This window comes from Streptococcus sp. CCH8-C6 (assembly GCF_001557225.1).
In the GTDB taxonomy this organism is placed as follows: domain Bacteria; phylum Bacillota; class Bacilli; order Lactobacillales; family Streptococcaceae; genus Streptococcus; species Streptococcus sanguinis_C.
The window spans coordinates 196,653-216,076 of record NZ_LSJN01000064.1; the positions used below are offsets into that span (position 1 = coordinate 196,653).

At 42.6% G+C, this 19,424-nt stretch carries 23 protein-coding genes; 19 read left to right on the forward strand and 4 right to left on the reverse strand.

Annotated elements, in window-relative coordinates; all coding sequences use genetic code 11:
- Nucleotides 1-208 precede the first annotated feature (208 nt).
- Nucleotides 209-865: a CBS domain-containing protein gene (locus AX677_RS07415; RefSeq protein ID WP_060976683.1), complete on the forward strand. Its 657-nt coding sequence runs from the start codon at nt 209-211 to the stop codon at nt 863-865.
- Nucleotides 866-897: 32 nt separating this feature from the next.
- Here the strand turns inward: AX677_RS07415 and AX677_RS07420 are convergent, their stop codons facing one another.
- A complete protein-coding gene (locus tag AX677_RS07420) occupies nt 898-1,785 on the reverse strand; it encodes a YitT family protein (protein WP_060976684.1) in 888 nt (295 codons plus the stop codon).
- A 311-nt stretch (nt 1,786-2,096) separates the two neighbouring features.
- On the opposite strand from AX677_RS07420, the gene tmk reads away from it, so the two are divergent.
- The 8 genes from tmk (at nt 2,097) to nth (ending at nt 8,586) form a co-directional block, all read left to right on the forward strand.
- Nucleotides 2,097-2,735, forward strand: coding sequence for a dTMP kinase (gene tmk, locus AX677_RS07425; RefSeq protein ID WP_060976685.1), 639 nt, complete (start codon nt 2,097-2,099; stop codon nt 2,733-2,735).
- Nucleotides 2,732-3,622 carry a DNA polymerase III subunit delta' gene (locus AX677_RS07430; RefSeq protein ID WP_060976686.1) on the forward strand — a complete coding sequence of 297 codons (891 nt, stop codon included), beginning with the start codon at nt 2,732-2,734 and terminating at the stop codon, nt 3,620-3,622. The genes tmk and AX677_RS07430 overlap by 4 nt, the downstream gene beginning before the upstream one ends.
- Nucleotides 3,623-3,646: 24 nt before the next feature.
- Complete coding sequence (yabA, locus tag AX677_RS07435; RefSeq protein WP_002897077.1) at nt 3,647-3,964, forward strand: DNA replication initiation control protein YabA; 318 nt, start codon at nt 3,647-3,649, stop codon at nt 3,962-3,964.
- A 2-nt stretch (nt 3,965-3,966) separates the two neighbouring features.
- A complete protein-coding gene (gene rsmI / locus AX677_RS07440) occupies nt 3,967-4,836 on the forward strand; it encodes a 16S rRNA (cytidine(1402)-2'-O)-methyltransferase (protein ID WP_060976687.1) in 870 nt (289 codons plus the stop codon).
- A 256-nt stretch (nt 4,837-5,092) separates the two neighbouring features.
- Nucleotides 5,093-6,184 carry a 3-phosphoserine/phosphohydroxythreonine transaminase gene (serC, locus tag AX677_RS07445; RefSeq protein WP_060976688.1) on the forward strand — a complete coding sequence of 364 codons (1,092 nt, stop codon included), beginning with the start codon at nt 5,093-5,095 and terminating at the stop codon, nt 6,182-6,184.
- 12 nt (nt 6,185-6,196) lie between these two features.
- The gene (locus AX677_RS07450) at nt 6,197-7,372 is read left to right on the forward strand and encodes a 3-phosphoglycerate dehydrogenase family protein (protein WP_060976689.1); all 1,176 of its coding nucleotides are present in this window, start codon (nt 6,197-6,199) and stop codon (nt 7,370-7,372) included.
- Nucleotides 7,373-7,508: 136 nt separating this feature from the next.
- Complete coding sequence (locus AX677_RS07455) at nt 7,509-7,862, forward strand: arsenate reductase family protein (protein ID WP_060976690.1); 354 nt, start codon at nt 7,509-7,511, stop codon at nt 7,860-7,862.
- 94 nt (nt 7,863-7,956) lie between these two features.
- Complete coding sequence (gene nth / locus AX677_RS07460) at nt 7,957-8,586, forward strand: endonuclease III (RefSeq protein WP_002905087.1); 630 nt, start codon at nt 7,957-7,959, stop codon at nt 8,584-8,586.
- Between the two features lie 25 nt (nt 8,587-8,611).
- Here nth and AX677_RS07465 read toward each other — a convergent pair whose 3' ends face one another.
- From AX677_RS07465 to AX677_RS07475, 3 genes are all read right to left on the reverse strand, one after another.
- Nucleotides 8,612-9,205: a helix-turn-helix domain-containing protein gene (locus AX677_RS07465; protein WP_060976691.1), complete on the reverse strand. Its 594-nt coding sequence runs from the start codon at nt 9,203-9,205 to the stop codon at nt 8,612-8,614.
- A gap of 169 nt (nt 9,206-9,374) precedes the next feature.
- Nucleotides 9,375-9,761 (reverse strand): VOC family protein, encoded by a 387-nt coding sequence (locus tag AX677_RS07470; RefSeq protein ID WP_002899811.1) that lies wholly within the window; start codon nt 9,759-9,761, stop codon nt 9,375-9,377.
- A gap of 11 nt (nt 9,762-9,772) precedes the next feature.
- Entirely contained in the window at nt 9,773-10,600 is an 828-nt protein-coding gene (locus AX677_RS07475; RefSeq protein ID WP_002899813.1) for an exodeoxyribonuclease III, read from the reverse strand.
- A gap of 142 nt (nt 10,601-10,742) precedes the next feature.
- Between AX677_RS07475 and AX677_RS07480 the strand changes: the two genes are divergently transcribed.
- From AX677_RS07480 to lacD, 10 genes are all read left to right on the forward strand, one after another.
- Entirely contained in the window at nt 10,743-11,198 is a 456-nt protein-coding gene (locus AX677_RS07480; RefSeq protein ID WP_002897090.1) for a DUF3290 family protein, read from the forward strand.
- Nucleotides 11,195-11,827 (forward strand): DUF421 domain-containing protein, encoded by a 633-nt coding sequence (locus AX677_RS07485; protein ID WP_060976692.1) that lies wholly within the window; start codon nt 11,195-11,197, stop codon nt 11,825-11,827. Before AX677_RS07480 ends, AX677_RS07485 begins: the two co-directional genes overlap by 4 nt.
- A gap of 128 nt (nt 11,828-11,955) precedes the next feature.
- Nucleotides 11,956-13,956, forward strand: coding sequence for a methionine--tRNA ligase (gene metG, locus AX677_RS07490; protein ID WP_060976693.1), 2,001 nt, complete (start codon nt 11,956-11,958; stop codon nt 13,954-13,956).
- A 233-nt stretch (nt 13,957-14,189) separates the two neighbouring features.
- A complete protein-coding gene (locus tag AX677_RS07495) occupies nt 14,190-14,978 on the forward strand; it encodes a DUF6287 domain-containing protein (protein ID WP_231730789.1) in 789 nt (262 codons plus the stop codon).
- A gap of 192 nt (nt 14,979-15,170) precedes the next feature.
- Complete coding sequence (locus tag AX677_RS09585; protein WP_004193031.1) at nt 15,171-15,305, forward strand: hypothetical protein; 135 nt, start codon at nt 15,171-15,173, stop codon at nt 15,303-15,305.
- Between the two features lie 258 nt (nt 15,306-15,563).
- Entirely contained in the window at nt 15,564-16,319 is a 756-nt protein-coding gene (locus AX677_RS07500; RefSeq protein ID WP_060976694.1) for a DeoR/GlpR family DNA-binding transcription regulator, read from the forward strand.
- A 207-nt stretch (nt 16,320-16,526) separates the two neighbouring features.
- Nucleotides 16,527-16,952 (forward strand): galactose-6-phosphate isomerase subunit LacA, encoded by a 426-nt coding sequence (gene lacA / locus AX677_RS07505; protein WP_009659075.1) that lies wholly within the window; start codon nt 16,527-16,529, stop codon nt 16,950-16,952.
- A gap of 16 nt (nt 16,953-16,968) precedes the next feature.
- Complete coding sequence (lacB, locus tag AX677_RS07510) at nt 16,969-17,484, forward strand: galactose-6-phosphate isomerase subunit LacB (protein ID WP_002894723.1); 516 nt, start codon at nt 16,969-16,971, stop codon at nt 17,482-17,484.
- A 12-nt stretch (nt 17,485-17,496) separates the two neighbouring features.
- A complete protein-coding gene (locus AX677_RS07515) occupies nt 17,497-18,426 on the forward strand; it encodes a tagatose-6-phosphate kinase (protein ID WP_060976695.1) in 930 nt (309 codons plus the stop codon).
- A 3-nt stretch (nt 18,427-18,429) separates the two neighbouring features.
- On the forward strand, nt 18,430-19,410 hold the full coding sequence (gene lacD, locus AX677_RS07520) for a tagatose-bisphosphate aldolase (protein ID WP_060976696.1): 981 nt from the start codon (nt 18,430-18,432) through the stop codon (nt 19,408-19,410).
- The last annotated feature ends 14 nt before the right edge of the window (nt 19,411-19,424 follow it).

Consider the following 19,424-nt stretch of genomic DNA (forward strand, 5'->3'; position numbering starts at 1 on the left):
AACATTTAGAAAAGGTCCAATGGACCTTTTTCTTATCTTAGATGCTTAAAATAGTTTAGTTAGCCATTTCCTATCTTCAATTTTTCCAATCGCGGGATTTTTCTAAATTTTGAAAACTTAGGCAAAGGCCTTGGAAGCGTTTGAAATCAGCTTCAAAATAAAGTATAATAAGTATAAGAATTATGGATAGGAAGTAGAGGGACCTTTTATGGCAGTTAAAGATTTTATGACGCGTAAGGTGGTTTATATCAGCCCAAATACTACGATTGCTCATGCAGCAGATATGATGCGTGAGCAGAAACTCCACCGGCTGCCGGTGATTGAGAATGACCAACTAGTGGGACTGGTGACAGAAGGAACGATTGCAGAAGCTAGTCCATCTAAGGCAACGAGTCTGTCCATTTACGAGATGAATTATCTTCTCAACAAAACCAAGGTTGGTGATGTTATGATTCGTGATGTGGTCACGATTTCTCAGTTTGCCAGTCTGGAAGATGCGACCTATCTGATGCTGAAAAATAAGATTGGTATCCTTCCTGTCGTGGACAATGAGCAACTTTACGGGGTTATTACTGACCGTGATATTTTCAAAGCCTTCTTAGAAGTATCTGGCTATGGTGAAGAGGGAGTCCGTCTGCGCTTTGTCACTGAGAATAAGGTTGGGGTTCTTGAGCAGATTATCCGTCTTCTGGTGGAAGAAAATCTCAACATCTCCAATACCGTCAATATCCCACGCAAGGATGGAAAAATTATCATTGAAGTACAGTTAGCTGGTAATATAGATACGGCGCTTCTCAAGAAAAAATTTGAGGAGCATGCTATTGAACTGGCTGATATTACACACACTTCAGCAAAAGCCTTATAAGCGATAAAAAAGCCTCATCATGGATGAGGTTTTTAACGTACAATAGGTTGTTTGTTAGCATCTAAAGTAAAGCCTTCGCCCAAAATCTCATGGGCTTCGGTAATAGTTGTAAAGGCAAATGGATCGACTTGGTTAATGAGTTTCTTCATTTGCTGCATTTCATTACGGGAAACAACACAGTAGACAATCTGGAGATCCTGCTTGCTATAGAAGCCTTGCCCCTTGAGGAAGGTCACTCCACGATCCAGCTTGTTATTGATAGCTTCAGCCAGTTCTGCCGGTTTGCTGGTAACGATAAGGAATCCTTTGCCGGCAAAGCCTCCTTCTGCAATCAAGTCAATGACGCGCGAGGTGATAAAGACAAACATCAGGGTATAAGACACCATGCGTAGGTCTTTGAAAACAAGGAGAACCAAGGTGATGACCACAAAATCAACAGTCAGCATGAGTTTGCCCATGGAAATGCTAGTGTATTTATTAAAGATGCGGGCTACAATATCAGTACCGCCAGTTGTTCCGCCAGCATTGAAGATGATGCCCAGTCCAATCCCTAAAACAATCCCTGTTCCAAGACAGGCCAGTAAAACATCCCCGTCCAGAGCTGAGAGGAAATAGTTTTGCAGGTGTTTGGAGGCAGGTAGGATTTCAAAAATCTTGAGCCAAGCAGATACGGAGAAGGTCCCTAGAATGCTGAGGTAGAGGGTTCGCGAGCCCAGTAGCTTCCAAGCAATAATAAAGAGAGGAATGTTAATAATCAGGTTGGTCGTCGAGACAGGGATTTTAAATAGATAGTAGGCAATCAAGGTCAGACCTGTCGCGCCACCTTCATATAAGTGAAAGGGAATGACCAAATAATGAATCCCAAAAGAAAAAATTCCAGCCCCAAAAATGATGGCCAGTACGTTTTTTAATTTAAACATAACATCCTCCTAAATCTATTTCCAGAAATTTATTCTGAATATATTTTATCAAAAATTTAGCCTTTGTGAAACACTTTGAAAAAATTTTTAAAGTCTTTTCTTATGATGGGCTTTTAGCTTTTTTTTTGGTAAAATAAACAATAGATAAAAAAGAGTAGGATGAAAATAATGAGCTGACGAATTCGGCTCTTATCAGGTTGCTCAGCCGTTTGGACATGCTGTAAAAGTAGCTTATATCAAGCTTTAGGGCAAGTCTTATCTGCATTTTCTTATAAAGAACAAAAAATAGAAGTTAGAGATTAAAAGTAAAGATGAAAAATGGTATTTTGATTTCGTTGGAAGGTCCGGAAGGGGCTGGAAAGTCGAGTGTGTTGGAAGCCTTGCTTCCTTTTTTGAAAAATTATGGCACTGGTCTTATTACGACGCGGGAGCCGGGCGGCGTCCAGATTGCGGAGGCCATTCGCGAAGTGATTTTGGAACCTAGTCATACGGCTATGGATGCTAAGACTGAGCTCTTGCTGTACATTGCCAGCCGCCGCCAGCACTTGGCTGAGCGGGTTTTGCCAGCATTGGCGCAAGGGAAAATCGTCTTGATGGACCGTTTTATTGATAGTTCAGTGGCCTATCAGGGCTACGGACGGGGTCTGGATGTGGCAGATATTGAATGGCTCAATCAGTTTGCGACAGATGGACTTAAGCCTGATTTGACCCTCTATTTTGATATTGATGTGGAAGAAGGGCTGGCACGGATTGCTAAGAGTGAGAGCCGAGAGGTGAATCGGCTTGATCTGGAAGGTTTAGACCTGCACGAGCGGGTTCGGCAGGGCTATTTGGCGATTCTTGACAAAGAGCCTGAGCGCTTCATCAAGGTGGATGCCAGTCAACCACTAGATAAGGTAGTGGCTGATAGTTTGGCCATCATTCAGGAACGATTTGGGAATCTGTCATGAAGATAAAAGATTTACAGCAAAGCCAGCCCAGCTTGTTTGAGCAGTTTCAGCATATTCTGGAACAGGGGCGGCTTAGTCATGCCTACTTGTTTACCGGAGCTTTTGGCAGTTTTGAAATGGCCCAAATCCTGTCCCAGAGTCTCTTTTGTGAGAATAAGCAGGGCATCTGGCCTTGTCAGTCCTGTCGTACTTGCCATTTGATTGCAGCAGAAGATTTTTCTGATGTAACGGTGGTGCGACCGGTTAATAACATTATTAAAACAGACCGAGTTCGGGAGCTGGTCCGAAACTTCTCTCAAAGTGGCTTAGAAGGCAGTCGGCAGGTTTTCATTATCTGCGATGCGGATCGGATGCACGTCAATGCAGCCAATTCCTTGCTCAAAGTCATTGAGGAACCGCAGAGTGAGATTTATATCTTTCTTCTGACTGCTGATGAACAGCTGATTCTGCCGACGATTCGAAGTCGGACTCAGGTTTATCATTTCTTGAAAAATACAGCTGCTCTGCAGCACAGTTTGGAACAGGATGGCTTGATTAAAAGTCGAGCGGAGCTACTAGCTGCTTATAGTCAGACTCAGTCAGAAGCGGAAAGCTTGGCTCATAATAACGCCTTTTTTGAATTAGTCAGCGAATGCGAGCGCTTTGTCAAGGATTTTCAGACTCGCTCTAGTCAGGCATTTCTGCAGGTTTCGCGTCTAGCAAAGCTGGCTGATGATAAGGAGAAGCAGGAACAGGTCTTCAAGCTCTTGGAAGTGTTATTTTATAAAGAGATAGCAACAGAAAACGGTCGACAGGCCTTGGAGCTGCTTTTGCTAGCTCGGAAGATGTGGCGGGCCAATGTATCTTTTCAAAACGCTTTAGAATATATGACTTTGAAGGGAAAGTAAAAAGAGGCAGCACAGGAGTATAAAATGGATAAAAAAGACTTATTTGACGCCTTGGATGATTTTTCACAGACGCTTTTAGTGACCCTTGCTGAGGTGGAGGCTGTCAAGAAAAATCTCAAGAGTGTGGTAGAGGAAAATATTGCTCTGCATCTGGAAAATGACAAGTTGAGGGAGCGCTTGGGAGAGGTGGAGAAGGAAGCTCCGGCCAAGACCAAGAAAAACCGAGATAATCTGCGTAAGCTTTACTATGACGGCTTTCATGTCTGTACGGATTTCTACGGTCAGCGCCGGGAGAATGATGCAGAATGCATGTTCTGCGATGAATTGTTATTTAGGGAGTAGTGATGCAGGTTCAAAAAAGTTTTAAGGGCGAAACTGCCTACGGCAAACTCTATCTGGTCGCGACTCCTATCGGCAATCTGGATGATATGAGCATCCGCATGGTCAATACCTTGAAAGAGGTTGACAGGATTGCGGCTGAAGATACGAGAAATACGGGCCTTCTGCTCAAGCATTTTGGGATTGAGACTAAACAGATCAGCTTTCATGAGCACAATGCCAAGGAGAAAATTCCAGTTCTCTTGGACATGCTTCAAAGCGGAAATGATATAGCCCAGGTTTCAGATGCTGGTCTGCCCAGCATTTCTGATCCTGGACATGATTTGGTTCAGGCAGCGCTAGAAACTGGAATTGCTGTAGTGCCGATTCCTGGTCCTAGCGCTGGAATAACAGCCTTGATTGCTAGCGGATTGGCCCCCCAACCGCATATTTTCTATGGTTTCCTGCCTAGAAAGGCTGGCCAGCAGAAGGAATTTTTCATTAGCAAAAAGTCCTATCCTGAGACTCAGATTTTCTACGAATCCCCTCATCGGGTTCGGGCGACGCTGGAAAATATGCTGGCGGTTTATGGTGACCGCCAAGTCGTCTTGGTGCGCGAGCTGACTAAGATTCATGAGGAGTATCAGCGAGGGCTGATTTCAGAGCTGTTGGCCTATACGGCTGAACATCCGCCTAAAGGAGAGTGTCTCTTGATTGTAGCTGGGGCGACAGAAGATGCTCCTCAAGACATATCTCAAGAGCAGATCCTAGCTGAAATTGATCTTTTAGTTGAAGCCGGCAGCAAAAAAAATCAGGCCATCAAGGAAGTGGCGAAGAAATACGGCAGGAACAAGAGCGAGCTCTATGCGGTTTATCATGAAAATAAGGATTGGTAGACTCTCAGAAATTTCTCAATACAACCAGTTGTCTCTTTTAGAATTGGAAAAAGCGCAACTCAGCTTTTTAGTAAGACTATTTAATCCTGACTTAAACTCAGGATTTTTTTGTTAGCTAGATTAGACAGCAGATTTCGTTTGTCCATAAATTAATAATGTTCGGGAATTGGCTAAAAAAGTGCTAGATTTCTGAAATAAAATAGATATTTTCTAAACTTTGTGATATGATATACAAAATAAATTTTGGAGGTAGGATATGACGATTTACAATTTTTCTGCTGGACCGGCAGTATTGCCCAAGGAAGTCTTGAAAAAAGCTCAGGCTGAGTTTTTAGACTATGCCCAAAGTGGCATGAGTGTGATGGAGCTGTCCCACCGATCCAAAGAATTTGACGATATTATCAAAGAAGCTGAGAGCTTGCTGCGTGAGCTCATGGATATTCCGGACAATTACCGCGTCCTCTTTCTGCAGGGGGGAGCTTCTACCCAGTTTAGTATGATTCCCCTTAATCTAGCCCAAGGCGGCAAGGCCTACTACTTAGTGGCTGGATCTTGGGGAAAGAAAGCTTACACTGAAGCAGTCAAGCTGTCTAAGTTCATTCCATTTGAGCCTATTCTTTTGGCTTCGTCAGAGGATTTAAATTACACGGAAATTCCTTCTTTTGATGAAAAGGATATTGATCCGCAGGCGGCTTATGTGCATCTGACAACCAATAATACCATCGAAGGAACGGCTATTTATGACCTTCCTGCGACTAATGGCGTGCCGATTGTGGCGGACATGTCTTCTAATATTCTTGCTGCTCAGTACCGAGTAGAGGATTTTGGTTTGATTTATGCTGGGGCTCAGAAGAATATTGGACCTGCCGGCGTGACAGTTGTCATCATCCGAGAAGACCTGCTAGATGACGAACCAGTTCTATCTAGCATGTTGGATTACCGCATTCAGGCGGACAATGGCTCTCTTTACAATACACCACCGACTTTTGCCATCTATATGGCCAAACTGGTCTTTGAGTGGGTTAAGGAGCTAGGTGGCGTAGCAGAAATGGAAAAGCGTAATCGTGAAAAATCTGGCCTTTTGTACGACTTCATTGAGCAGTCAGACTTTTACCGCAGTCCAGTCCGTTATAAGGAGCAGCGCTCAGTCGCCAATATTCCCTTTGTGTCTCCTAGCCAAGAGCTGGACGCCAAATTTAACAAAGAGGCTGCAGCAGCGGGATTCAAGAATATCAAGGGGCACCGCAGCGTAGGCGGCATGAGAGCTAGTCTCTACAATGCTTTTCCGCTCCAAGGTGTCAAGGACTTGATTGCCTTTATGCAGAAATTTGAAGAAGAAAATTCTTAAGAGAGGGAAATTATGGTCTTTAGTGTCAAAACCTTTAACAATATCAATCAAATCGGACTTAAGGAGCTGGGCAATGCTTTTCAGATTGACGGAGATAAGTCGGACAATCCAGATGCTTATATCCTGCGCAGTCAAAACCTGCATGGACAGGAATTTCCAAGCAAGCTCAAAGCCATTGCACGAGCAGGTGCAGGAACCAATAATATTCCTGTCGACCAGGCAACGGCTCAGGGGATTGTAGTCTTCAATACGCCAGGAGCTAATGCCAATGCGGTAAAAGAAGCAGTATTGGCTTCTATTCTCCTATCTGCACGTGACTATATCGCAGCTAACAGCTGGGCTAATGGCCTTTCTGGTGATGATGTTCCCAAGCAAGTGGAAGCTGGTAAGAAGCAGTTTGCTGGGACAGAGATTGCAGAGAAGACTTTGGGAGTCATTGGGTTAGGAGCTATCGGCGGCCGTATTGCTAACGATGCCTATCGTCTGGGGATGAATGTCCTTGGCTATGATCCTTATGTATCCATTGAAACGGCTTGGAATATCTCTAGCCATGTCAAGCGGGTAGCAGACATTAAGGAAATCTTTGAAAAGAGTGATTATATCACTATCCATGTGCCCCTGACTGATGATACACGCGCTACTTTTGATCAGGCTGCTTTTGGTCTCATGCAAAAGGGAACAACCCTCATCAACTTTGCCCGTGGTGAGCTGGTGGATAATACTGCCCTCTTTGATGCCTTAGAAGCTGGTGTAGTCAAGCGTTATATCACAGACTTTGGTGTAGAAGAGCTACTCCGTCATCCGCAGATTACAGTCTTTCCGCATCTGGGTGGATCGACCGAAGAAGCTGAGCTCAACTGTGCCATCATGGCCGGCAAGACTATTCGTCGCTTCATGGAAACAGGCGAGATTATCAACTCTGTGAATTTCCCTAATGTCCGTCAGGCTCTCTCAGCGCCTTATCGGATTACCCTGATTAACAAAAATGTACCGAATATTGTGGCTCGGATTTCAACAGCGGTCAGTGATTTAAATATCAATATCGACAATATCATCAATCGTTCCAAGGGTGATTATGCTTATACTTTGCTGGATTTGGATGAGTCAGACGAAAGCAAGATTCAGGAGCTGGTTGATAAATTTGAGAATAGCGACAATATTGTGCGCGTGCGTTTGATTAAAAAATAATCGAGAAATAGACAGTGTTTCTTTATGGAATGCGTCTGTAGCAGCCGATGAGCCTTTCACTTGTCGGCTTTTTCTAATGAGTCTCGGCTTGACAAGAAGGAGCTAGCTGGGCTATCATAGGGACGGAGGAAAAACAATGTTACAATTTATCGAATACCCAAAATGCTCTACCTGCCGCAAGGCCAAGGCTGAGCTCAATCAATTAGGAGTGGATTTTGAGGCAGTGGATATTGTCCAAAATACACCTAGCCGGGACCAACTCCTAGACTGGATCCAGAACTCGGATTTTGAGCTCAAGTCTTTTTTCAATACCAGTGGTCTCAAATACCGTGAACTGGGTCTCAAAGAAAAAGTTCCGCATTTGACAGCCCAGGAAGCTGCTGATTTATTATCGACAGACGGCATGCTGATTAAACGACCGCTTCTGGTTCGAGATAACCAAATCTTGCAGATTGGCTACCGGAAGGCGTATGGAGAGTTAGGTTTGTAAAGTATTAAGAACAGCTGCTTTCTCAATCAAGTTTTTTGGATGCTTCTTCCTTTCATGATATAATAAATCTATCTCAATCATAGAAAGAAGAATCATGGTTTTATCAAAAAAACGGGCTCGTCATGTGATTGAAGAGATTATTGCTCTTTTCCCTGACGCCAAGCCCAGTCTGGATTTTCGCAATCACTTTGAGCTTTTGGTAGCGGTCATGCTGTCGGCTCAGACGACAGATGCTGCGGTCAATAAGGCAACGCCGGCTCTGTTTGAAGCCTATCCAAGTCCGCGGGATATGGCTACTGCTGGTGAAGCAGACATTGCTAAATACATCTCCCGTCTGGGTCTCTATCGAAACAAGGCCAAGTTTTTGAAGAAATGCGCCCAGCAGCTTTTGGACGACTTTGACGGTCAAGTACCACAAACGCGGGCAGAATTGGAAAGTCTGGCCGGAGTTGGTCGCAAGACAGCCAATGTAGTCATGAGTGTGGGCTTTGGTATTCCAGCCTTTGCTGTTGATACCCATGTGGAGCGCATCTGCAAGCACCATGATATCGTTAAAAAGTCGGCAACGCCACTAGAGGTAGAAAAGCGAGTTATGGATGTCCTTCCGCCGGAACGTTGGCTGCCAGCCCATCAGGCCATGATTTACTTTGGACGTGCCATCTGCCATCCTAAAAATCCCGAGTGCGATCACTATCCGCAACTCTATAACTTTAAAGACATTTAAAAAGCGAGGTCTGATGACTTCGCTTTTACTTGATAGGGAAGAAAGTAAGTAAGAACCAAGAAAACAACAGAGCAATAGCGCCAATTCCAAGGCTAAATAGAACAGGAAGGATAATGTTTTGGTAAGGAGCCTTGCCCCTTTCCTCAGCTTCTTCAATCTCGCTCAGGCTGCGTCCTTGATCATAGGCGACAATCTGGCGAAAGGTACGAAGATTATGCTGTTTCTTGAATTTCTCAATGCGTAGGGCGTAGAACATTGTGATAGCAAAAATCAAGCAACTAATAGCGATACCAAACCAATCCAAATAAAGAATTAGTGGAATCATTATTATAGGACTGCCAATCAGTAAAATGGTAAAAACCGCTCCATCTTTTTGATAGCGCATAAATTCTTGGTCGTGAATAATTTGTTTCATGGTTTCCAAATCTCCTTTGACTAGTTTGTCCAATGACACTTCAAAGACCTTGCTCAGTAAGAGCAGATTTTGAATATCAGGATAGGTTGCGCCGCGTTCCCAGTTGGAAATGGATTGACGGCTGACAAAGATTATTTCAGCTAAATCGTCTTGAGATAAATTTTTCTCTTTACGATAGTGCTGGATTTGTTTTCCGACTTGCATAAGATTTCCTCGCTTTCTGATTTTATTCTACTCAATTATACAAAAAATGACTATCAAAATTCTTTGACATGTTGATTTCATGGGATTTAGCAAAGGTTTTTGCCACTGGATTTACAGGTCTGTCAATTCATGTTTACCTACTGAAAAAGAGGCTAGCAGCCTCCTTTTCTTATTCACTAAATCTTAAAAAATAACCATCTGGATCCAAAATCGCAAATTCATGGGGATAAATAAAACTATCTCCCACTCGAAATTCTCTTTTTGTCAGCGGACGATGGATAGGATAGTCAGCTTCCAGCAGTTTTTTGTGGAGCTGAGGGACATCTTCAATGCCGAAGGAAATATTGACACCACGTCCGAAAGGATAGGTCAGTTGGGCTAATTCTTCTGTGCTTCCTTCTTCTAGCATAAGTTGGCAGTCTTCAAGCGAGAGGAAGAGAAATTTCTCCTCTGGACGCTCATATTCGACAGAGAATCCCAGCAAGTCGCAGTAGAAGTGGCGCGACTTTTCGATGTTGGATACCACAAATTCGGGAATGACGGCTTGATAGTCCATTCGTTTTCTCCTTAGAGTTCAATCTCCATGACAATCGGTGTGTGGTCTTGGCGCGCACCGGAGTCAATCATATCAGACTTGGTTACCTTGTCAGCTACACGGTTACTGGTCAGCCAGTAGTCGATTCTCCAGCCTGTATTGTTGATTTTAGAAGTCTTGCTGCGCTGTGCCCACCAAGTGTATTGGTTAGGGATATCGCCGTGCAAGTGGCGGAAGGTATCGGTGAAGCCTTTAGCCAGCAGGTTGGTGAAGCCAGCGCGCTCTTCGTCAGTAAAGCCTGGTGAACGGCGGTTGCTGGCTGGATTGGCCAGGTCGATTTCCTTGTGGGCCACATTGTAGTCGCCAGTAGCGAGGACTGGTTTTTGTTGATCTAGTGTTGCCAAGTATTCAGCGTATTTGGCATCCCAGACTTGACGGTCATCCAAGCGTTTGAGTCCATCGCCAGCATTAGGCGTATAAACCTGAGTGACAAAGAAGCCGTCAAATTCAAGCGTAATGATGCGACCTTCAACATCCATGGTTGATGGAGCACCGATTTCTGGGAAGGTTACGGTTGGCGTCAGTTCTTTTTTGTAGAGGAACATAGTTCCTGCATAGCCTTTGCGGGCTGGCTCTTGGGAGGAGCGCCAAGTGTTTTCATAGTCTGGGAAAAGATTTGTCAAGATTTCCAAGTGTTTTTTTGTCGGACCTGTCGCAGACAGTTTTGTTTCCTGAATGGCGATAATATCTGCATTTTCTGCTTGCAAGGTTTGGAGGACGGCCTGAGAGAGCTTAGCTCGGGCAGAATCACTGGTTAATGCAGCGTTGAGAGAGTCAATGTTCCAAGAGATGAGTTTCATAAAATTTCCTTTTCTAGTAGAAGTTTGCTGAGTTTATTATAACAAAATTTAGGACTGATTTATAGCAAAGTGATTGTAAGAAAGCTTGAAAAATAATGAAAATTTTTCTATAATTATCCTAGAAAAATAGAGGGAAGAAACCATGAAATTCTATTCTTATGATTATGTTTTGAGTCAGATTAGCCAGCAAAACTGGGTGACAGTTGCACTTTCTGTCTTGCTGCTGCTTGTGACAGGATTTTTTGCTTTTAAGGCCTATCGCAATAAGCGCGATTCAAAATTCCGGGAATTAGCCATTATTTCTGTTTTGGCCTTGGTGGCCATGGTCTTGATTGGCATTAGCAATTTTCAGACTGACCAAGACTCTAACAACCAGTTTCAAACCTCTCTGCATTTTATTGAGGTCATTTCAGAAGATTTGGGTGTGGATAAGTCAGAGGTCTATGTCAATACTTCAGCCGCGACGGATGGAGCGATTTTGAAGGTCGGCAAGAACTTTTATCGGGCTATGAGCGGTAGTGAGCCGGATAAATATCTGCTTGAAAAAATTGACTTGCATAAGACGACAGATATCGAAATAGTGGAGGTTGAAAAATGACATTGAATTTTCTTGAAATCCTAATTAAACTAGCGCTGGGGCTTTTCTCACTAGTTTTTGTCATCAACGTGACGGGAAAAGGAAATCTGGCGCCTAATTCAGCGATCGACCAGATTCAAAACTATGTTCTTGGTGGTATTATCGGTGGGGTGATTTACAATAGCTCCATTAACATTCTTCAGTATGCAGTCATTCTCATCATGTGGACCATCTTGGTCTTGACCCTAAAGTGGCTCAATAACAATGTTCGTGCGGTTAAGCATTTGATTGATGGCAAGCCGACAACGTTGATTCAGCACGGGAAATTGAGTCCCGAAGCCTGCCGTTCTGTTGGTCTTTCAGCAGCAGATGTAGCTTTGAAGCTACGCAGCCAAGGTATTTTCCAGCTCAAGCAGGTCAAACGGGCGGTTATAGAGCAAAACGGCCAGCTGATTATTGTACAAGCTGGTGAAGAGAATCCTAAATATCCCCTTATCTCAGATGGTGTTGTCCAAATTGATATTCTGGAGTCTATTGATAAAACAGAAGAGTGGCTGGTGGAGAGACTGGCTAAAGACGGATACACCGATATTTCGAATATCTTCATCGCAGAGTATGAAAGTGGCAACTTGAATGTTGTGACCTATTAAACCTAGAATATTTTCTAGGTTTTTTAATTGATTTTATTGTAAATGAATGTCTTTTCGCAAACTTAACAAAATATGATATAATGAAGTGCTATCAAAAAAGGTTTCATTAGCCTTGAAAGGATTAAAAAATGACTGAGAAACAATCGTTTTATATTACGACACCTATTTATTACCCATCTGGTAAGCTACACATCGGGTCTGCCTATACCACCATTGCTTGTGATGTTCTGGCTCGCTACAAGCGTCTCATGGGCTACGATGTTTTCTATCTGACTGGTCTTGATGAGCATGGACAGAAGATTCAGGCCAAGGCAGAGGAGGCTGGTATCAGTCCTCAAGCTTATGTAGATGGTATGGCAGTTGGGGTCAAGGAACTCTGGAAACTTCTGGATATTTCTTATGATAAGTTTATCCGGACGACAGATGACTACCATGAAAAGGTTGTAGCTGATGTCTTTGAACGACTCTTAGCCCAAGATGATATCTACTTGGGTGAATATTCAGGCTGGTATTCTGTATCAGATGAGGAATTCTTTACCGAAAGCCAGCTGGCAGAAGTCTTCCGTGATGAAAATGGAAAGGTAACCGGCGGAATCGCACCGTCTGGACATGAAGTGGAGTGGGTATCAGAAGAGTCTTACTTCCTTCGTCTCAGCAAGTACCAAGACCGCTTGGTAGAATTTTTCAAATCTCAACCTGACTTTATCACTCCTGATGGTCGTCTTAATGAAATGCTGAAAAACTTCATTGAGCCAGGTCTGGAAGATTTGGCCGTATCTCGGACGACCTTTACTTGGGGCGTACTTGTGCCATCTAACCCTAAACACGTTATTTATGTCTGGATTGATGCACTACTCAACTATGCGACAGCACTTGGCTACGGTCAGGATGATCATGCTAACTACGATAAATTCTGGAATGGAACAGTCTTCCACATGGTGGGCAAGGATATTCTGCGTTTCCACTCTATCTACTGGCCAATCTTGCTCATGATGCTGGATATTAAGCTGCCCGACCGCTTGATTGCTCACGGCTGGTTTGTCATGAAGGATGGCAAGATGTCCAAGTCCAAGGGCAATGTGGTCTATCCTGAAATGCTGGTAGAACGCTATGGCTTGGATGCCCTGCGTTATTACCTCATGCGCAGTCTTCCAGTTGGTTCAGACGGAACCTTTACTCCTGAGGACTATGTGGGTCGTATCAACTATGAGTTAGCTAATGACCTTGGGAACCTCCTCAACCGTACTGTTTCCATGATTAACAAGTACTTCGACGGTCAAGTACCAACTTATGAAGAAAATGTGACAGACTTTGACGGACCTCTGGCTCAGGTAGCAGCTCAATCTATCGATGACTACTACAAACACATGGATGCGGTAGACTACCCACGCGCCCTAGAAGCAGTCTGGACGCTTATCTCTCGTACCAATAAATACATTGATGAAACTGCTCCTTGGATCTTGGCTAAGGATGAGGCCCTCCGCAATCAACTTGCAAGTGTTATGAGCCACTTGGCTGCCAGTCTTCGTGTTGTGGCCCACATGATTGAGCCTTTCATGATGGAAACGAGCAAGGCTGTCCTCAGTCAACTTGGCTTGCCTCAAGCTGCTTCTCTGGAAAATCTAGCAATTGACCAACTCCCAGCAGGTCTGATAGTTGTAGAGAAAGGGACACCAATCTTCCCACGTCTGGATATGGAAGAAGAAATTACTTATATCAAGGGACAAATGGAAGGCAACAAACCTGCGGTTGAAAAAGAATGGAATCCAGAAGAAGTCGAGCTCAAACTTAACCGCAAGGAAATCAAGTTTGACGACTTCGATAAGGTGGAAATCCGTGTCGCAGAAGTCAAAGAGGTGTTTAAAGTTGAAGGCTCGGATAAACTTCTTCAGTTCCGCCTGGATGCTGGTGATGGTGAAGACCGTCAAATCCTCTCAGGAATTGCGAAATACTATCCAAACGAGCAAGAACTGGTCGGTAAGAAAGTTCAAATCGTTGCCAACCTCAAACCACGTAAGATGATGAAAAAATATATCAGCCAAGGGATGATTCTCTCAGCTGAACACGGTGACCAACTGACTCTCCTTACTGTGGATGAAAAGGTCCCAAATGGCAGTTTGATTGGATAAAAGAGATTTTAAAACGGTTTTGTTAGTTGATTGATAATACGAAATAAGTTTATCTTATATATAGAGAGAAGAAATCGCATAAGCGGTTTTTTCTTTAGAAATTTTTGAGAAAAGGCAAAATAATAGCTTGGATAGATTACTATATGTGAGAGATTTTCATTCATCTGTTTTACTAAGAGAATGAAATAGAGTATACTAATAATAAAAGTTTGAAACCGGAGGAATGTCAAGTAATGAATAAGTGGGGCAGGACTAAACTTTTATATATAATTGGTACAATAATGATAATAATTATAGGTGTAACGATTTTTTTCCTCTTTGGTTCTAAGGTGGAAAAGAGAACTGATGAAAAACAAGTGATGTCATTTACATCCAATTCATCTGCACATTCTACTAATTCAGAAAGTGGAATAAGTATTGTAGGAGATTATATTGCTAATACCGGTGAAAAGGCTCAACTTACTGGAAGTGAGAAAAAATGGGAAATTAGCTATAGAACTCCAGATGGAGTAGTATCCGCTCGGTTTACCACTGAATGGAAGACGGAAGGAGGAACTTTAGTTGCATCAGACAAGATGCAAAAATCAGATGGGAATACAGATTTTACCATAACAGTTCGTGTTTTCAAGTATAAAGAAAAGCAGAATCCTCTGGTTACTATTACGATGTCTGATGGTAACCCAAATCATGAAATGGTCTTTGCCAACCAAAAGGATTTCTTCGGGACGAAAGAGGGAGATGAAGATGAATCTCTGAATAATACAGATGGTTCTATTCTGCAGCATGATTTAGATGTGGAAGCTATTATGAAGGGTGATTTTGAATCTTTAGCTGGAGTTTGGAAAAATGGGCGTGGTGAAGAAGTAACCATAACTTCTGGTGGAAAAACAAGCAGAAATGAGACTATTTCTCCAAATTCTGTTTCAAATGCTAAGTTTCCAACACTCAATATACGTGCAGGTAATACTGGAGCAATGATTGCTTTATTTAAAATCGGTTTTAGAAATCCATATGGTGATTAATCTGATGAAGCTAAGCCAAGATTATTATTCGGTCAAAACATAGGAAATGCACCTGCTGACGAATATTATTATAAGCAGTAGTTAGAGAATTTTTTTCCTAAAGAAAAAAACTATAAAAAAACTGTGAAATCGCTTGACAAACTATATATATATGTGTATAATTTCTATTGAAAAAGTTTTAGGAGTTATATTATGAAAACAGTGAAAATTGCATCACTTACGTTGTTGCTGCTTTTAGTTGTCATTCTTTTTCCACTTAACCCTTTATTAGCAGCTTTTCTGGTTGTTATTAGTCTGGGAACTGCGATTTTGGATCAGAAGAAGTAGGATAATAAAAGCAGATGGGATTTCATAATAAAGTTTTGGGGGTAAGATTTACCTTTAAATTGGGTGGCAATTTTTGCTATCCTTTTTTATTAAAAATATATGTAGTATAAAAGCATCTTGCAGATCATTGCGAGGTGCTTTTTTATGTCCGATACCATATCACAAACCTTCTATTTTGTTTAAAACAAACAAAAAATATAGAAAAAAACAGAAAAATGAGTTATAATAAACAAAACCAATGTATAGAGAGGATAAAGTATGGGTAAAAATCAGAGACAAGACGAAATAGTTAAGCTGGTTGATCGAGCGGGAACGGTGACGGTTGCGGAGATTGTGGAGACTATGAAGGTTTCCGACATGACGGTTCGGCGGGACTTGATTGAGCTGGAAAGTAAAGGGCTGCTGACTCGTGTTCACGGTGGGGCTAAAAGTAATCAGCACCTCAAGTACAGGGAAATCCCTCATGAAGAGAAGCTTTATCAGAATATCGAGGCCAAGCGGACTGTTGCCAAGAAGGCTGTGGAGCTGATTGAAGATGGCGATACTATTTTTCTTGGTCCGGGGACTTCTGTGGAAGTGCTGGCTGAGGAAATCACCAATCAGCATCTGCGTGTGATTACCAACTGTCTACCGATTTTTCACGATCTTCTGAAGAAGAAGTCGGATACCTTCAAAGTCTTTCTTCTAGGCGGAGAAATGCGGGAAGCGACTCAAGCCTTTGTCGGCGAGATGACTAATGCTATCATGGATAAGATGTATTTTACCAAGATGTTTTTCAGCGGCAATGGTATCAAAAACGGTCAGATTATGACTTCTTCTTTTGAAGAAGCCTACACCCAGAAGCTAGCTTTGGAGCGCTCGACAGAGACCTACCTGCTGATTGATTCTTCAAAGATTGGCAAGGAAGATTTCACTTCTATCTGTCCTTTGGCAGATATTACAGCTGTTATCACGGACCAGATGTCTGAAAATGCTCAGGAAGAACTGGAAGTTTATACCAAGATTATTTCCTAGTTTATTTTAAATGGATGAAAAAATTATCAAAAAGCTCTTTTTAGGGCTTTTTTTGTTTATTTTAATCATCTTTAAAAATATTTTGATTAAAATAAACAAAAATATGTTGACAAATAACTTTTAAAGGAGTATAGTATGCTTATAGGAAACAAAAAGTGTTTTTTATAAACAATATTCTGTGCAAAAATCAAACAAAGGAGAATGCTCATGGCAATTATTATTGGAGCAGATGCTGCTGGAAGCAAGCTGAAAGATGTGGTCAAGGATTTTCTCGTCGGAGAAAACTTTGAAGTGGTGGATGTGACGAAAGAAGGTCAAGATTTTGTTGATGTGACCCTTGCAGTTGCGGCTGAGGTGAATAAACAAGAGGAGAATCTTGGTATTGTCATTGACGCTTATGGAGCTGGTCCATTCATGGTAGCGACCAAAATCAAAGGCATGGTTGCGGCAGAAGTCTCAGATGAACGCTCTGCCTACATGACTCGTGGTCATAACAACTCTCGCATGATTACAATGGGAGCTGAAATCGTTGGTGAAGGGCTAGCTAAGAACATTGCCAAAGGCTTTGTCAATGGAAAATATGACGGCGGTCGCCACCAAATCCGAGTTGATATGCTCAACAAGATGTGCTAAGAAAAGGAGAAATCAAATGAAAATTGCAATTGGATGTGACCATATCGTTACCAATGAAAAAATGGCAGTCTCAGATTTTCTAAAATCAAAAGGCTATGAAGTTCTTGATTTTGGTACCTATGACCATACACGTACTCACTACCCAATCTTTGGTAAAAAAGTAGGGGAGGCAGTCGTTAGTGGACAAGCTGATCTTGGTGTTTGTATCTGTGGTACAGGTGTCGGTATCAACAACGCTGTAAATAAAGTTCCTGGTGTTCGTTCAGCTTTGGTACGTGACATGACTTCAGCTCTCTATGCTAAGGAAGAACTCAACGCGAATGTTATTGGTTTTGGTGGAAAAATTACTGGTGAGCTCCTCATGTGTGATATCATTGAAGCTTTCATCCATGCGGAATATAAACCAACCGAAGAAAACAAGAAGCTGATTGCTAAGATTGAGCACGTTGAGACTCACAATGCTCATCAAACAGATGCCAACTTCTTTACAGAATTTCTTGAAAAATGGGATCGTGGAGAGTATCACGACTAGTGAGGTAGCCAGATGATTCTTACAGTGACAATGAATCCTTCTATCGATATTTCCTATCCTTTAGAAGAATTGAAAATAGATACTGTTAATCGTGTTGCAGAAGTCAGTAAAACAGCAGGCGGAAAGGGTCTCAACGTAACCAGGGTCTTGGCAGAAATTGGAGATAATGCCGCTGCGACGGGACTGATTGGTGGGACCAATGGTGAATTTCTCTTGCAGAATCTTCATCAAGCTGTACGACCATTATTTTATAATATTTCGGGAAATACGAGGAATTGCATTGCTATCTTACACGAAGGCAAGCAAACAGAAATCCTTGAAGCCGGTCCGACTATTACAGCAGATGAGGCAAGGGATTTCCAAGAGCATTTCCGGTCTTTGATGGCTGAGGCGGATGTTGTCAGTATCTCGGGCAGTCTGCCAGCGGGCCTGCCGACAGAATACTATATCCAGCTGATTGAAATGGCTAACCAAGCTGGCAATAAGGTGGTGTTGGATTGCTCTGGAGCAGCTCTGGAAGCTGTACTCAAATCAGATGTCAAACCAACTGCCATCAAACCTAATAATGAGGAATTTTCTCAGTTGTTGGGTCGCGAAGTTTCCAAAGATTTGGATGAGTTAAAAGCTGTCCTTTCAGAACCGCTCTTTGATGGAATCGAGTGGATCATCGTATCACTCGGTGCAGATGGAGCTTTTGCTAAGCACTGGGATACTTTCTATAAAGTAGATATTCCTAAAATCCAAGTGGTCAATCCAGTTGGCTCTGGAGACTCAACTGTTGCAGGGATCTCTTCAGCCTTGAGTCATCAAGAAGATGATGTCTCTCTGCTCAAAAAAGCAAATGTTCTGGGCATGCTCAATGCCCAAGAAAAAATGACTGGTCATGTCAACGTTGAAAACTACGATGGACTATACAATCAAATCACAGTAAAAGAGGTATAAAGAATGGTATTAACAGAACAAAAACGTAAGTACATGGAAAAACTTTCTGATGAGCATGGCATCATTTCTGCCTTGGCTTTTGACCAACGTGGTGCTTTGAAACGTCTCATGGCTCAACACCAGGAAGCAGAACCAACAGTAGCTCAAATGGAAGAACTGAAAGTTTTGGTCGCAGAAGAGCTAACTCCTTATGCCTCATCTATGTTGCTGGATCCTGAGTATGGACTGCCTGCTACTAAGGCTTTGGACAAGAATGCTGGCTTGCTATTGGCCTATGAAAAGACAGGCTATGATACTTCAAGCACCAAGCGCCTGCCAGACTGTCTGGATGTTTGGTCTGCAAAACGCATCAAAGAACAAGGTGCGGATGCGGTGAAATTCCTTCTTTACTATGATGTAGACAGCTCTGAAGAACTCAACCAGCAAAAGCAGGCTTATATCGAGCGTGTGGGTTCTGAGTGTGTGGCTGAAGATATTCCTTTCTTCCTTGAAATCTTGGCTTACGATGAAAAGATTGCGGATGCTTCCAGCGCTGAGTATGCTAAAGTCAAGCCTCACAAGGTTATCGGAGCTATGAAGGTCTTCTCTGATCCACGTTTCAATATTGATGTCTTGAAAGTGGAAGTTCCTGTCAATGTTAAATACGTTGAAGGCTTTGGTGATGGTGAAGTGGTGCATACTAAAGAACAAGCAGCTGCCTTCTTCAAGGAACAAGATGAGGCAACGAACCTGCCATACATCTACTTGAGTGCTGGTGTATCAGCAAAACTCTTCCAAGAAACTCTTGTGTTTGCTCATGAGTCAGGTGCTAACTTCAACGGCGTTCTTTGTGGACGTGCGACTTGGGCTGGTAGCGTTAAAGACTACATTGAGCAAGGCGAAGAAGCAGCTCGCAAGTGGCTTCGTACAACAGGATTTGAAAATATTGATGAACTCAACAAGGTTCTTCAAAAAACAGCTACTTCTTGGAAAGAAAGAGCTTAAAATTTGTTGAAATA

What these genes read in the sequence shown, in the direction of transcription:
- AX677_RS07495 (WP_231730789.1), top strand. Translation starts at nt 14,190, where the DNA reads ATGAATAAGTGGGGCAGGACTAAACTTTTATATATAATTGGTACAATA.
- lacD (WP_060976696.1), top strand. Translation starts at nt 18,430, where the DNA reads ATGGTATTAACAGAACAAAAACGTAAGTACATGGAAAAACTTTCTGAT.
- tmk (WP_060976685.1), top strand. Translation starts at nt 2,097, where the DNA reads ATGAAAAATGGTATTTTGATTTCGTTGGAAGGTCCGGAAGGGGCTGGA.
- lacA (WP_009659075.1), top strand. Translation starts at nt 16,527, where the DNA reads ATGGCAATTATTATTGGAGCAGATGCTGCTGGAAGCAAGCTGAAAGAT.
- AX677_RS07480 (WP_002897090.1), top strand. Translation starts at nt 10,743, where the DNA reads ATGAAATTCTATTCTTATGATTATGTTTTGAGTCAGATTAGCCAGCAA.
- AX677_RS07470 (WP_002899811.1), bottom strand. Translation starts at nt 9,761, where the DNA reads ATGGACTATCAAGCCGTCATTCCCGAATTTGTGGTATCCAACATCGAA.
- AX677_RS07430 (WP_060976686.1), top strand. Translation starts at nt 2,732, where the DNA reads ATGAAGATAAAAGATTTACAGCAAAGCCAGCCCAGCTTGTTTGAGCAG.
- nth (WP_002905087.1), top strand. Translation starts at nt 7,957, where the DNA reads ATGGTTTTATCAAAAAAACGGGCTCGTCATGTGATTGAAGAGATTATT.
- AX677_RS07500 (WP_060976694.1), top strand. Translation starts at nt 15,564, where the DNA reads ATGGGTAAAAATCAGAGACAAGACGAAATAGTTAAGCTGGTTGATCGA.
- metG (WP_060976693.1), top strand. Translation starts at nt 11,956, where the DNA reads ATGACTGAGAAACAATCGTTTTATATTACGACACCTATTTATTACCCA.
- AX677_RS07465 (WP_060976691.1), bottom strand. Translation starts at nt 9,205, where the DNA reads ATGCAAGTCGGAAAACAAATCCAGCACTATCGTAAAGAGAAAAATTTA.
- AX677_RS07450 (WP_060976689.1), top strand. Translation starts at nt 6,197, where the DNA reads ATGGTCTTTAGTGTCAAAACCTTTAACAATATCAATCAAATCGGACTT.
- lacB (WP_002894723.1), top strand. Translation starts at nt 16,969, where the DNA reads ATGAAAATTGCAATTGGATGTGACCATATCGTTACCAATGAAAAAATG.
- AX677_RS07455 (WP_060976690.1), top strand. Translation starts at nt 7,509, where the DNA reads ATGTTACAATTTATCGAATACCCAAAATGCTCTACCTGCCGCAAGGCC.
- AX677_RS09585 (WP_004193031.1), top strand. Translation starts at nt 15,171, where the DNA reads ATGAAAACAGTGAAAATTGCATCACTTACGTTGTTGCTGCTTTTAGTT.
- AX677_RS07420 (WP_060976684.1), bottom strand. Translation starts at nt 1,785, where the DNA reads ATGTTTAAATTAAAAAACGTACTGGCCATCATTTTTGGGGCTGGAATT.
- yabA (WP_002897077.1), top strand. Translation starts at nt 3,647, where the DNA reads ATGGATAAAAAAGACTTATTTGACGCCTTGGATGATTTTTCACAGACG.
- AX677_RS07415 (WP_060976683.1), top strand. Translation starts at nt 209, where the DNA reads ATGGCAGTTAAAGATTTTATGACGCGTAAGGTGGTTTATATCAGCCCA.
- AX677_RS07475 (WP_002899813.1), bottom strand. Translation starts at nt 10,600, where the DNA reads ATGAAACTCATCTCTTGGAACATTGACTCTCTCAACGCTGCATTAACC.
- rsmI (WP_060976687.1), top strand. Translation starts at nt 3,967, where the DNA reads ATGCAGGTTCAAAAAAGTTTTAAGGGCGAAACTGCCTACGGCAAACTC.
- serC (WP_060976688.1), top strand. Translation starts at nt 5,093, where the DNA reads ATGACGATTTACAATTTTTCTGCTGGACCGGCAGTATTGCCCAAGGAA.
- AX677_RS07515 (WP_060976695.1), top strand. Translation starts at nt 17,497, where the DNA reads ATGATTCTTACAGTGACAATGAATCCTTCTATCGATATTTCCTATCCT.
- AX677_RS07485 (WP_060976692.1), top strand. Translation starts at nt 11,195, where the DNA reads ATGACATTGAATTTTCTTGAAATCCTAATTAAACTAGCGCTGGGGCTT.